This window comes from Bdellovibrio bacteriovorus (assembly GCF_002208115.1).
Lineage (GTDB): Bacteria > Bdellovibrionota > Bdellovibrionia > Bdellovibrionales > Bdellovibrionaceae > Bdellovibrio > Bdellovibrio bacteriovorus_C.
In genome coordinates this window covers 2,393,004-2,405,248 of the sequence record NZ_CP020946.1, presented here as the reverse complement: position 1 = coordinate 2,405,248, position 12,245 = coordinate 2,393,004, and the positions used below count along the sequence as shown (strand labels likewise).

The following is a 12,245-nucleotide window of genomic DNA, read 5'->3' as shown; positions in this document are numbered from 1 at the left end:
CAGGAGAATTTTGATTTAAAAAGGTTCCCGGTCGGCGAATCGGCAACTGAAATGGCCAATGAATCTTGCCAGTGCTAGTAATCAAGAAATTTATAAGAAATGGATTTCTGCCTCACATAAAGTTGGTGGTGGTGCTATGCCGCAGTCTATGCTTTTTGTAAATATCCAGAATCAAGGCAAGGTGGGTATTATATTGAGAAGCATGGAGATGGAAACTAGTCGGCTGGATACAAGCACCAACGACGTCATTGCGTTCGATATCCAGTCGATTCTGTCGGATTATTGGGTAGGCGGCATGTATGAGATTTTGCGTTTGCTTAGAGCGCGAAAGCTCGTTGATCAGACTCCCCTGTTCAATGAGATCTTTGAAGATATTGAGCCTCTTAGGGTGACTATAGAGAAGCTTGAAATTTCAAAAGATAGAAAAATAAAAGAACCTCACCCATTTATTAGGGTAAATCCTCGACCTGAAGATGAACCAATTTTCTATGACTCGCAGGATAGTAAACGTTCACACATAATGCCAAAGTTTGTGCATAGAGAAACTGGTTCAATTGGTTGGATCGTAATTGATGGTCTATCAATGAGAGAGCGGTCTGTTGTTCGAAGCGATCTTTCAGATAAACTGTTAAGAATGTGGTCTTAGGTTTGCGGTGGGGATTGGGGCTCGTCGCATCACGCTCCTCGGGGCTTTGCCCTGCGCTTTGCGCACCCTCGAGGTCGCATCCTGCGACGTCGATGAACCCCTGTGCCGGCGTTCGCCGCGTGCCGCGAGCTTTGTAGGATTGTTTTGCGCCGGCGCTCTAAGTTCAAAGCCCCTTGGGAAAACCAAGCCCCAAGGGGATTTGAACCCCTGTATCCTCCGTGAAAGGGAGGTGTCCTAGGCCCCTAGACGATGGGAACGTTTAGGAAAAACAAACGAACTAAAAATGGTGGCTCGCGATGGATTCGAACCATCGACCCCTTCATTAAAAGTGAAGTGCTCTACCAGCTGAGCTAGCGAACCACTGTCCGTTTGAGGAAGTGCTAATTTGTAGTAAGAGGGGTCCAAAGTCAATACACTTTCTTGCAGTTTTTTAAAAATTTTTGCGATTTTTTGATAAAAAAAAGGCCTTTGCTCAAGGTGTGGGCAAAGGCCTTCGAAAATTCTATAAAAACTGCTAACTCCTGCTAACTCTGCTTAATTGTTGAACAAAGGCTTGACCCACAGTGTCTGTTCTCGGCCCGGTCCGACGGAAATTACGTCGATCGGTGTGCCTAATTGTGAACCCAGATAGTCAATGTAGTTCGTTGTTGGGCGTGGAAGATCCGAGAGTGTTTTTACTTTCGTCAAATCTTGTGTCCAACCAGGGATCCATTCAATCACGGGCTCCACTTTTTCCAGTTCATACGGTGAAGTTGGCAGATCAGTGATGATTTCGCCGTTCAGTTTGTACGCTGTGCACACACCGATACGATCATGTCCTGTCAGGACATCCAATTTCATCATCGCCAGATTTGTAATACCATTCACGCGGATCGCATATTTCAACGCTACCAGATCCAACCAACCACAACGACGGCTTCTGCCGGTGGTGGAACCAAACTCGTGGCCGTCGGCTTGAATCTTTTTGCCGATTTCATCGTTCAGCTCAGTCGGGAAGGGGCCGCTGCCCACGCGAGTGGTGTAGGCTTTGAACACGCCGATGACTTTCTGAACGCTCGCAGGGCCGATGCCGGCACTGGCGCAGGCGTTGGAAGCCAGAGTGGAAGAGCTCGTTACAAAAGGATATGTGCCGTGCAGGATGTCCAGCATCGTGCCTTGCGCGCCTTCGAACAGAACTCTTTTTCCGGACTTCAAACTTTTACTGATAAACAGCGAAGTGTCTTTCGTGCGGTATGGAGCCAGCTCTTCAGCCACGGCCAGAAGATCCTTGATCAGATCATCGGCTTTGAAAGTGGAGCCCTTGTAGTAGTTCTCCAGCATGAAGTTCTTTTCAGTCAGTGCCAGTTCCAGTTTCTTTTTCAGATTGTCTTTGTCGAAAAGATCACCGAACAAAATCGCGCGGCGGGAAGCGCGGTCTTCGTAAGCCGGGCCGATGCCTTTGCCGGTGGTGCCGATCTTGCCGTCACTCAAAGCGGCTTCACGAGCAGCGTCCAGAGCTTTATGGTATGGCAAAATCAAAGTTGCCGTATCAGAGATCAAAAGTTGTTTTGGGTTTTGCAAAAAGCCTGTGTCTTTCAGCTTTTTGATTTCATCACGGATCGAGAAAACATCGATCACGACACCGGAGGCGATCACACATGTTGTTTCCGGGCGCAGAATACCGCTGGGAACAAGATGCAGAACGGTTTTTTGTCCGTTCACTACCAGGGTGTGGCCGGCATTGGCTCCACCTTGATATCGAACCACCATGTCCGCTTTTTCAGCGAACACATCGATCAGTTTACCTTTACCTTCATCGCCCCACTGAGCACCGACAACAACAACGCCTGACATAATACGTACCTCTTAAAACAGACCCTAGAACTGTCTCTCAAAGAGGGGATATCAGGCAAGTTTATTCGCCCTTAAATGGAGCCGCTCCATACCAAGGCGCCCTTGGCGGGAGGGTGTCAGAGGTCGATCCGTCCACAAAAAACGCCATAAGCTTATTAGCTGCAATCTGGGAGGCTTTAAAGAACGCGTCTTCTGTATTGGCTCCAATGTGCGGAGTCAAAACCAGGTTCGGGTATTTCAGCAAATTAGAGTTTCTGTTCAAGGGCTCTTTTTCATAAACGTCCAAACCCACCGAACGCAGCCAGCCTTTTTCCAGGGCTTCGCACAGGTCGTTTTCGTTGATGACCGAACCACGCGACGTATTGATCAGGACGATGCCTCTGTGGATGTATTCAAACTGCGAGCGGTTCAGCATGTGCTCGGTTTCCAGGGTTTTTGGCACGTGGAAGCTGATCACGTCGGCGGTTTTCAGAACCTCTTCGTAACTGAGACGGGGAATGTGCAGGCGTTCAAAGACGTCGTCTTCTTGATACGGGTCGTAGGCGACCACATTCATGCCGAAGGCTTGCGCCAATTCTGCCACGCGGGATCCGATACGTCCCAAGCCCACAATGCCATAGTTTCTGCCAGCCAGTTCAATGCCCGTGATTTGATCGCGGTTCCATTCGCCGGCTTTCACCATTTTGTGTGCGGCCTGAATGTTATTCACGCAGGACAAAACCAAGCCCCACGTTAACTGTGCGGCCGATTCGATATTGGCCGTGGGAGTATGCATGACCGTGACACCCCATTTTTGGGTGGCATCCAAATCGATATGGTCAAACCCGCTGGTGCAAGTCACAATCAGTTGCAGTTGACGGGCTTTTTTCAAAAGCTCTTCGTCAATGCGCGTGCGACTGCGAATGATCAGGGCGTTGGCGCTGACCAGATGTTCCAATGGCAGGTGCTGGGGGTTGTCGCTGCGAACGACGTCAAACTGACTGTGTTGTTGCAGGTACAAAAAACTGTCTTGCGCAAAGCGGTCGGTGATCAGGATTTTTTTCTTCACGGATTTTGCTCCAGCCAGTTTTTCGCCTCGGTCGTGATGTTGGAAATATGCTCCAACGACATAAAATCTGAATCAAAGTGGCGCAGGGTGTGCCCCAAGCACTCCACCAGACGAATCAGTTCGTGATCCTGAATGTAACCCATGTGTCCCACACGAATGATTCGGCCCTTGGCCTGATCCTGTCCGCCCATGATGGTGATGTTGTGAACTTCTTCCAGGTGCAGGCGGATTTTTTGTCCGTCCATCTGTGGTGGCACCAGCAACGCAGTCACCGAGTTGCTGGGGGATTGTGCATACAAAGTGAAGCCCAGCTTCAGACCAAAGATGCGGGTGAATTCCGCGCGGCGATGAATGTCGTGGAAAAGTTTTTCCAAGCCCTGCTGGGAAATCAGCGTTAGCACCACATCCAAAGCGCGGATCAAAGCGACGTTGGAAGAATAGAAAGTCTCGCCGGCAGCGTTGGCTTTTTTCTCTTTGCGGATGTCAAAATAATATCTGGGGCATTTGGCGTCGGGGATGAATCTCCAGGCCTTTTTCGAAAAGGACAGCAGCGACAAACCTGTCGGCAGCATAAAGGCTTTTTGCGATCCGGCGACAATGCCGTCAATACCCCAGGCATCCATCGGCAGAGGGTACGCCCCCAGTGCAGTGATGGCATCCACCAGGAACAAGGTGTCGGGATATTTTTGAATGATTTTACCCAAAGCCTCAATCGGGTGGGCCACAGCGGTGCTGGTTTCGCACGCCTGGCAAAGCACGGCGCGGGTGTCAGGATTTTTCTGCAGCAGTTCTTCAACGTCAGAAACTTTGACGGCTTCACCCCAAGGAACGTTGATGGTCAGAACTGAGGCGCCAAAATGCGCGGCCATATCAGCCCAGCGCTCGCCAAATTTGCCTGAAACAATGGCAATAACTTTGTCGCCCGGTGACAAGGTGTTGACCAGTAAAGCTTCCATCCCGCCAGAGCCGGTGGAGGTCAGAAGATAAACATCTTCCTGGGTCTGAAAAACAGTTTTGATCTGGGTCAGAACTTTCTTAAGAATTTTATCGAATTCCGGAGTGCGATGGTGAATCATCGGCAGTGCCAGCGCTTTGCGCACCTCAGGATGGATATTGACGGGGCCCGGAGCCAGCAAACTGTAATCTTGAGTTGCCATATTTCTTCCTTGATTGCGTCGCGCAGTCACCATTTCTGTGATGACTTCCTGCTAATTTTATACTCAACTGGGGCCGTGGACGCAATATTTAAAGCTTTTCGCATCACTCTGATTCTGTCGCTATTCCTCTCGGGATGTGCCTATCGTCTGGGCAGCGGCACGCGCAGTATTCCTGGCGGTTATAAGCAGATTTCTGTGCCGATTTTCAAAAACAAAACACAGGAAACCGGGATCGAAGTGGCGTTCACAAACACACTGATTCAGGAATTCCAGCGCTCCCGAGTTGCCCGAATTGTGGACAATTCCTTGTCGGAAGTGGCAGTGATCGGGCAGATTGATTCTGTTCAGTATTTACCGGGTGCAAAACGTGTGGCCGGGGACTCTTCAGCGCCTTATTTGCCCAATGGAACTGTCGTTGCGTCAGAGTATCGTATTCTGCTGACCGTGACGGTGAAAGTCGTGCGCCAGGCGGATGGAACGGAGCTTTGGAGTGGGTCCTTCAGTGGAGAAAGAACTTACGCAGCACCTCAGGTAACGCTGGCCGGTGTTAACTCCATAAATCCGCTTTACAATCTTTCTGCGCGAAGGCAGAACATTGACCTCATGGCTTATGACATTATGTCCGAGGCACATGATCGTATTACCGAAAATTTCTAAAAGGATATTCAACTCGTGGCACTCATCGATGCGCAGAAATTTTATCGCGATCTTGAAAAAGGTCAGACTGCGCCGTTGTATTTCCTGTTCGGTGAAGAACCCTACCTGTTGAACCAGTCCGTTGAACGTTTCAAGTATTCTGTTTTGACTGAAGGGGCCGTGGATTTTAACTACAGCCTGTTCTATGCTTCTGACGCTGACGTGGTGTCGGTGCGTGATGCCGTTGAAACTTTGCCGATGATGGCTCAGCGCCGTCTGGTGATCCTGAAAGAGGCCCAGGAACTTACGGACAAAGAATGGGCCGAGCTTGAAACGCTGTTTGAAACTCCGGTGGACAGCACCGTGTTCGTGCTTTTGGCGTCCCGCGTGGACAAGCGCAAAAAACAGATCCGTCTTTTGCTCGACAAAGCCGACTGTGTTGAATTCAAAAAACCTTACGAAAATCAGATTCCATCCTGGATCAACTACATCGCCCAGTCCCTGGGTTTGACGATCAGTAATGATGCCATCCTGCTTTTGCACAAGCTGGTGGGTCATCACCTGACCGAAATCGAAGGGGAGCTTAAAAAGCTCGGTGAGTTCGTCGGCGAGCGCCGTATTGAAGTGGCGGATGTGGCTCAGGCCGTGTCCCGCTCCAAGGAAGAGAACGTTTTTGATTTCACCAAGGCCATCGGCGAAAACGACCGTGTGAAGGCTTTGGAGCTTTTGGTTCACCTGCTGGATCAGGGGCAGAACGAGATCGGGATCGTGTCTTTGGTGGCCCGTCACGTGCGTATCCTGCTGACTTTAAAGCGGGGAATGGAAGAAGGCCTGCATGGCGCGAAGCTCGCGCATTTTGCCCAGGTGCCGCCTTATTTCCTGGAAAGCTACCTGGATCAAGCCCGACTTTGGACTGCTAAAAAGCTGGAACAAACCCTGGTGGTTCTGTCTGAGACAGACAAGGCTTTGAAGTCCTCACCATTGTCCAGTCACATCTGGCTGGAAAACCTGGTTTTAAAGACCTGCGGCACTCAATACGCCATGTGAACCACTCCAGCGAAGCTGGAGTGCAGACATTTTCAAGTTGATAGCTGAATAGACCGATAAGCTTTGTGATGAACAAAGCCAATCCTGCATTTGAAGATAAAGGTTATTTCCGCCGCCAGTACCCGCGTCGTGCGATGAAACGCAAGATCGGTATCCTGTGCGATGGGACTTACTTTGTCTGTGAATCCGGAGAAATCGGCGAGGGTGGTATGTCCATTGTCACCGATTATGTTCTGACCGAGGGCCACGAAGTGGTGGTCAGCTTCCAAGTGCCCGCCGGGGACTTTGTCTTCCTTCGCGGCGTGGTTCGTTCGACGCAAAAAAAAGAGGGTGACCATAAAGTCACCCACGGACTGAGCTTCAATCAGATTGCGTTCTCTACAAAACGACAAATTCGCGCCTTTGTATCAGCGCGAACCGAATCAGAGTTGAATTAAACCCAATTACTTCGTTGCAGAAGCGCGAGTAGAAAGACGGCTGATCTTGCGGGATGCAGTTTCTTTCTTGATAACGCCAGTTTTTGCAGCTTTCATTACTTGAGAAGAGAAGTTCTTCAACAATTCAGGAAGAGCTTTCAGATCTTTAGCTTCGATAGCTTTAACAAGTTTTTTCTCAGCTGTTTTAACAGTGCTTTTACGAGCGTTGTTAACAGCAGTTTTACGGATAGACTGACGAGCTCTTTTTGCTGCAGACTTATGATTTGCCAAGGGATAACCTCCACAGTAACTTTTATAGACGAACCAAAGGGATTAACATAGGGTGTCTCACGAAGCAAGTGGATTAAAAGAAGATCGCAAAAAGGTCCTCAAAAGCGCCTTTTTAATGGCCTCCGGGACGTTAACTAGCCGCATCCTGGGGCTTTTCCGGGATATTGCCCTGGGGGCTTTGTTTGACCGGGCGGTCACTGATGCTTGGACTGCCGCTTTCCGCATCCCCAATCTGTTCCGCCGTCTGTTCGGGGAAGGCTCCCTGGCTGTGAGTTTTATTCCCGTTTTCATGCAAACACAATCGGAAGATCCCACCGGCCAGCGCGCCCGAAACCTGGCCAATGCCTTTTATTCGCTGCTTTTGGTGATTTTAGGGGTTTTGACCCTGCTGGGGATCATTTATGTCGAGCCTGTTTTCCGTCTGATTCTTTCTTCTGAGTACGCTCTGGATGCCGCCAAGTGGGAACTGACCCTGCGCATGGGGCGGATCATGTTTGGGTTTGTGTTCTTTGTCTGCACCTATGCCTTCTATATGGGGATTTTAAATGCCCTGGGCAGTTTCGGACTGCCGGCTGTGGCGCCAGCGCTTTTAAATGTCTCGATGTTGGTTTTCACCTTTATGCCGCCGCAGTGGTTTCCCGTGCACGGGGATGGATTGGCGTGGGGAGTCCTGATCGGGGGGCTGTTGCAGGCGCTGCTGTTGGCGGTAGCTTTAAGGCAGCGAAACTGTCTGCCGCGACTGCAGACGATGATGTGGACCCCGGAAGTGCGCGCGGTTGTGAAAGGCATGATTCCGGGGCTGATCGGTATGGGGCTATTGCAGTTTTCCACTTTGGTGAATCTGTATTTTGCCAGCTCCCTTCCTGAAGGTTCGATTTCTTATATCTATTGGGCCGACCGTTTGCTGGAGCTTCCGCTGTCGTTGATTTCAGTCAGCATCGGGGCGGCACTGCTGCCTAGTTTAAGTGACTTTGCCAGTCGGGGACTGAAAGAAAAATTCCAGGAAACCGCTGAAGAAAGCTTCCTGATGAATCTGTTTCTGGCGTGGCCGGCGGCATTGGGGCTTTATGTTCTGGCCGAGCCGATTATTGAGGTTCTTTTCTTGCGGGGCAAGTTCACCGCGCAGGATGTGCAGATGACGGCGGCGATTTTGCGCATCTATGCTGTCAGTTTGTTGCTGGTGTCCTGCAGTCGCGTTTTGATGCCGCTTTATTATTCCGTTAAAAATACGAAAGTTCCCATGGTGCTGGCGGTGGTTTCATTGGCGGTGCATGTGTCGCTGGCGCCGGTGCTAATGCGGCAGTGGGGGCTTGAGGGGCTGATGATTTCGGGTGTGGCCGGGGCGTTTTTAAATGCGGTTTTGCTGATGGGATTGCTTAAGAAGTATTCTCCGGGAATCAGAATGTCGGTGTTGCTTCGTCCGGCGGTGAAGTTCGTGCTGGCCGGGGCGGGGATGGTGGTTTCGCTGCAGACGTATGAACTGCTGATGGCTCAAACAGGAAGAGGGCTGCAGATGCTGGCCCTCTTTATCACGATCCTGTTGGCGGTTGTCGCCTATTTCGGTCTGGCTTATGTTTTGGGTTGCGAGCAGATTTCTAGAATCCGTCGGTCGTCCCAACCTTAGCTCTTTCGTCGTCATCAAATGGAATCACATCCTGGGACGCGGACTTTTTCGGAGCCGCGGCCTTCATCGGAATGACATTGGATTTCTTCGGCATTGGCGAAGGTATTTTGGCCTTCGCTTTGACCGGAGCTTCTGACGATGCAGAAGCTTTAGAAACTTCATTGCTGCCCAGGATCACTTCATTCAGTTCCACGGTCAGATTCAGGGAAGTGGCCGCCAGGTTGTTGATCTCGCCACTGGTCGCCGCGATTTCCTCTGCGGAAGCAGCGTTGCTTTGGGCTGCCTGATCCAACTGGTTCATGGCTTTACCGATTTGTTGAATACCGGTGGTCTGCTCAGAGCTTGCTGCTGCGATTTCATTGTTCAGGTCAGAAACTTTTTTGATTGAGGTCACGATGTTCGTCAAGACAGCACCGGACTTGTCGGCAATGGCACTGCCTTCTTCGATCTGAGACACAGAGTCTTTGATCAGGGAGGAGATGTCTTTGGCAGAAGCGGCACTTCTTTGCGCCAAAGTTCTGACAGCTTCCGCCACCACCGCAAAGCCTTTGCCTTGTTCACCGGCGCGGGCTGCTTCCACTGCGGCATTCAGTGCCAGCAAGTTTGTCTGGAAGGCGATGTCGTCGATGACATGAATGATTTCTTCGATCTTTTTGGAAGACTGAGAAATTGAAGTCATGGACATGATCAGGTTCTGAATTTCTTTTTCGCCCTGTTCAGCAGAATCGCGGGAGCTTGCAGACAAAGCGGCTGCCTGTTTGGCGTTGTCCGAGTTCATCTGAACCATGGAAGTCATTTCTTCCAGAGCCGCCACCGTTTCTTCCAGGGAGGCTGCAGCTTCCGTAGAAGACTGAGACAAAGAGTTACCAGCTTCGTTCAACTGCTCAACCGCAGAAGCCACTTGGCCACCGGCTGTTGTCAGACGGTCTGCAACGGAACCTACAGAGGATGCGATCTTTGCTGCGATCCACAGAAGGACGGCAAACACTGTGACACCCGTCGCTGCAGAAACCAGATAAATCAGATTTTTTACATAAGCTTCGGTGGAGGCGGCCTCTGTCACACCGTCTTTGGCCATCTTGGCATAGATATCGGTGACGGCACCGTTCCAGGCGCTAACCGTTTTGCCTATTTCATTGTAGCGGCCATCCAGCAGAACCTCAGCTTCTTTGGATTTTGCCGGATCTGAAGAACCGATCAGACTGATGATTTTTTCCATCGAGGCGTAATATTCCGGAAAAAGAGGCTTCGCCATTTGGTAAGCCTTGTCCTCTTCCGGTGTTCTAGGAATTGGATCGTAGGTTTCCTGAGCCTTGCGGAACTCGTTCATACCGTCGGTGGCGGTCTTTAGATAGGACGCCAGTTTTTCAGGCTCATCAGTGTGTTCCATGGCTGCCCAGGCACCATATTGAAACTTATTGCGCGCTTGGCGCATTTCACCAACCATATCAAATGTTGGAATTACCTGTTCGTTGGCGATATCCAAAAGGTTGACCACGCTTGAGATCCCGTTAAGAGCGATGGATCCAAGAATGGCAAAGCCCACCATTGGCAGAAATGCGGCCACGAGCAATTTGCCTTTAATCCCTTTGAACCAGCTTGATATTTTAAATTCCGACATAAGTTGAGTCTCCGTAAAAGTCTTTATGGGTTTTTAACAGATAATTATTCGGAATTTAAAAGAGTGCTTAGCAGTCCAGAATTAACAATACGAATAATGGGGGAGAAAAATTAATAAACCCCACGTTGGTCGTGGGGTTCTGTTAACAAATCTTGATGTGTTTGCGGGACTAGAATCCGTCTGTTGTTCCGACCTTTGCCCGGTCATCTTCATCAAACGGGATCATGTCCTGGGATTCTTTACGAGCCGGGGTGGCCTTCATCGGAATCACATTGCTTTTCTTCGCTGCTGGTTTGGCGAAGGGGGGCACTTTCTTGGTGGTTTTCGCTGTGGTTTCAGTTGGAACTTCGGTCATCACGCTGGCGCCGCCCAGAATGATCGTGTTCAGTTCCACGGTCAGGTTCTGATTGGTTGCTGCCAGGCCATTGATTTCACCGCTGGTGGCGGCAATTTCTTCAGCAGAAGCGGCATTGCTTTGTGCTGCCTGATCCAACTGGTTCATGGCTTTGCTGATCTGTTGAATCCCGGTGGTCTGCTCAGAGCTGGCCGCGGCGATTTCGTTGTTCAGATCTGAAACCTTTTTGATCGAGTTCACGATATTCGTCAGAACGGCGCCGGACTTGTCAGCGATCTCACTGCCGCTCTCGATCTGAGAAACGGAGTCTTTGATCAAAGAGGAAATGTCTTTGGCAGAAGCCGCACTTCTTTGTGCCAGGGCGCGAACCGCTTCGGCAACAACGGCAAAGCCTTTTCCTTGTTCCCCGGCACGAGCCGCTTCCACTGCGGCATTCAATGCCAGCAGGTTGGTCTGGAAGGCGATATCATCAATCACAGAGATAATTTCTTCGATCTTTTTGGAGGACTGGGAAATCTCAGTCATGGAATGAATCAAAGACTGGATTTCTTTTTCACCCTGTTCAGCGGAATCACGAGAGCTTGCAGACAAAGCTGCCGCCTGTTTAGCGTTGTCCGAGTTCATCTGAACCATAGAGCTCATTTCTTCCAATGCTGCGACGGTTTCTTCCAAGGAAGCTGCGGCTTCGGTTGAAGACTGGGACAATGAATTCCCAGCTTCATTCAACTGCTCAACTGCAGAAGCCACTTGGCCACCAGCCGTGGACAGGCGATTGGCGATGGAGCTGACAGAGTTTGAAATGCGTGCTGCAATCCACAGCAGAATTGCCAGGATGGAGAATGTGGATGCTAATGTCACAAACAGCGTCAAGTTGTTGATGCGAACAGAGGCTTCTTCGGCCGCTTTGTCGTCATCGGCTGCCGCTTTATTATAATAAGCCATGGAATCAGAACTCATTTTATGCATGATCGTTCCGATTTCCCACAGACGGCCATCCAGTTGTCCTTCTGCTTTAGCGAAACCTTCAGGCGTGCCCGTGGCGATCTCTTCAATAACCAGTGTCAGCAGTTTTTCATACTCTGCGCGCACTTGTTTGGCCGGTTCAAAGGCCTTTTCCATTTCCGGAGTGAACGGGGTGGAGGCATACTGGTCCATGGCTGTTGTGAATTCTTTAACAGCTTCTTTGGCGATGTTCAGGCGTTGTTCGCGCTTTTCGGCTGTCTTTACACTCATCGCTGCAAAGACCTGATAGCCGTATTTGTTGCGGGCCTGTCGCATCTCTGCCAGGGCCTGCAGATTCGGAATGATATTTTTGTGGGAGTTTTCCAGATAGGCTTCAAAGCCTTTCATTCCCTGATTTGAAATTGCATAGACGATGCTAAAGCCGATGACGGGCAATGCTGCGGCTAGAAGTAGCTTTCCTTTGATCCCTCTGAACCAGGATCCGATTCCGGTGGCGTTCATGTTTTCTCCTCGTAAGATTAAATTCTTGCAATGAATGTAGATGAACGTCGGGCAAAAAAAAGGGACTCTTCCGCGGGCGGAAGAAGTCCCTGGGTGGTTCTATTTAA

11 protein-coding genes and 2 tRNA genes are annotated in these 12,245 nt (G+C 50.2%); 5 read left to right on the top strand and 8 right to left on the bottom strand.

Annotated features, from left to right (window positions below; all coding sequences use genetic code 11):
• Positions 1 to 58: 58 nt before the first annotated feature.
• Entirely contained in the window at positions 59 to 646 is a 588-nt protein-coding gene (locus B9G79_RS11520) for a hypothetical protein (RefSeq protein WP_088565632.1), read from the top strand.
• 184 nt (positions 647 to 830) lie between these two features.
• Here B9G79_RS11520 and B9G79_RS11515 read toward each other — a convergent pair.
• The 5 genes from B9G79_RS11515 to B9G79_RS11495 form a co-directional block, all read right to left on the bottom strand.
• Positions 831 to 903 (bottom strand) — tRNA-Glu (locus tag B9G79_RS11515).
• A gap of 27 nt (positions 904 to 930) precedes the next feature.
• Positions 931 to 1,006, bottom strand: a tRNA-Lys gene (locus tag B9G79_RS11510).
• Between the two features lie 174 nt (positions 1,007 to 1,180).
• The gene (locus B9G79_RS11505; RefSeq protein WP_011163948.1) at positions 1,181 to 2,479 is read right to left on the bottom strand and encodes an adenylosuccinate synthase; all 1,299 of its coding nucleotides are present in this window, start codon (positions 2,477 to 2,479) and stop codon (positions 1,181 to 1,183) included.
• Positions 2,480 to 2,540: 61 nt separating this feature from the next.
• Positions 2,541 to 3,527: a D-2-hydroxyacid dehydrogenase gene (locus B9G79_RS11500; protein ID WP_088565631.1), complete on the bottom strand. Its 987-nt coding sequence runs from the start codon at positions 3,525 to 3,527 to the stop codon at positions 2,541 to 2,543.
• The gene (locus B9G79_RS11495) at positions 3,524 to 4,684 is read right to left on the bottom strand and encodes a pyridoxal-phosphate-dependent aminotransferase family protein (RefSeq protein ID WP_088565630.1); all 1,161 of its coding nucleotides are present in this window, start codon (positions 4,682 to 4,684) and stop codon (positions 3,524 to 3,526) included. Before B9G79_RS11495 ends, B9G79_RS11500 begins: the two co-directional genes overlap by 4 nt.
• Before the next feature lie 75 nt (positions 4,685 to 4,759).
• On the opposite strand from B9G79_RS11495, the gene B9G79_RS11490 reads away from it, so the two are divergent.
• The 3 genes from B9G79_RS11490 to B9G79_RS11480 all read left to right on the top strand — a co-directional run bounded on the left by B9G79_RS11490 (position 4,760) and on the right by B9G79_RS11480 (position 6,804).
• Positions 4,760 to 5,341 carry an LptE family protein gene (locus tag B9G79_RS11490; protein WP_088565629.1) on the top strand — a complete coding sequence of 194 codons (582 nt, stop codon included), beginning with the start codon at positions 4,760 to 4,762 and terminating at the stop codon, positions 5,339 to 5,341.
• Positions 5,342 to 5,356: 15 nt separating this feature from the next.
• Positions 5,357 to 6,367 carry a DNA polymerase III subunit delta gene (holA, locus tag B9G79_RS11485; RefSeq protein WP_088565628.1) on the top strand — a complete coding sequence of 337 codons (1,011 nt, stop codon included), beginning with the start codon at positions 5,357 to 5,359 and terminating at the stop codon, positions 6,365 to 6,367.
• A gap of 68 nt (positions 6,368 to 6,435) precedes the next feature.
• Positions 6,436 to 6,804, top strand: a complete 369-nt coding sequence (locus B9G79_RS11480) for a PilZ domain-containing protein (protein WP_088565627.1) — start codon at positions 6,436 to 6,438, stop codon at positions 6,802 to 6,804.
• Positions 6,805 to 6,810: 6 nt separating this feature from the next.
• Here B9G79_RS11480 and rpsT read toward each other — a convergent pair whose 3' ends face one another.
• The gene (gene rpsT, locus B9G79_RS11475) at positions 6,811 to 7,074 is read right to left on the bottom strand and encodes a 30S ribosomal protein S20 (RefSeq protein ID WP_011163955.1); all 264 of its coding nucleotides are present in this window, start codon (positions 7,072 to 7,074) and stop codon (positions 6,811 to 6,813) included.
• Between the two features lie 115 nt (positions 7,075 to 7,189).
• On the opposite strand from rpsT, the gene murJ reads away from it, so the two are divergent.
• Positions 7,190 to 8,698 carry a murein biosynthesis integral membrane protein MurJ gene (murJ, locus tag B9G79_RS11470; RefSeq protein ID WP_232468601.1) on the top strand — a complete coding sequence of 503 codons (1,509 nt, stop codon included), beginning with the start codon at positions 7,190 to 7,192 and terminating at the stop codon, positions 8,696 to 8,698.
• Here murJ and B9G79_RS11465 read toward each other — a convergent pair.
• Together B9G79_RS11465 and B9G79_RS11460 are read right to left on the bottom strand one after the other, a co-directional pair.
• Positions 8,670 to 10,319 carry a HAMP domain-containing methyl-accepting chemotaxis protein gene (locus B9G79_RS11465; protein WP_088565625.1) on the bottom strand — a complete coding sequence of 550 codons (1,650 nt, stop codon included), beginning with the start codon at positions 10,317 to 10,319 and terminating at the stop codon, positions 8,670 to 8,672. The genes murJ and B9G79_RS11465 overlap by 29 nt on opposite strands.
• Before the next feature lie 169 nt (positions 10,320 to 10,488).
• Entirely contained in the window at positions 10,489 to 12,138 is a 1,650-nt protein-coding gene (locus tag B9G79_RS11460; protein ID WP_088565624.1) for a HAMP domain-containing methyl-accepting chemotaxis protein, read from the bottom strand.
• Positions 12,139 to 12,245 lie beyond the last annotated feature (107 nt).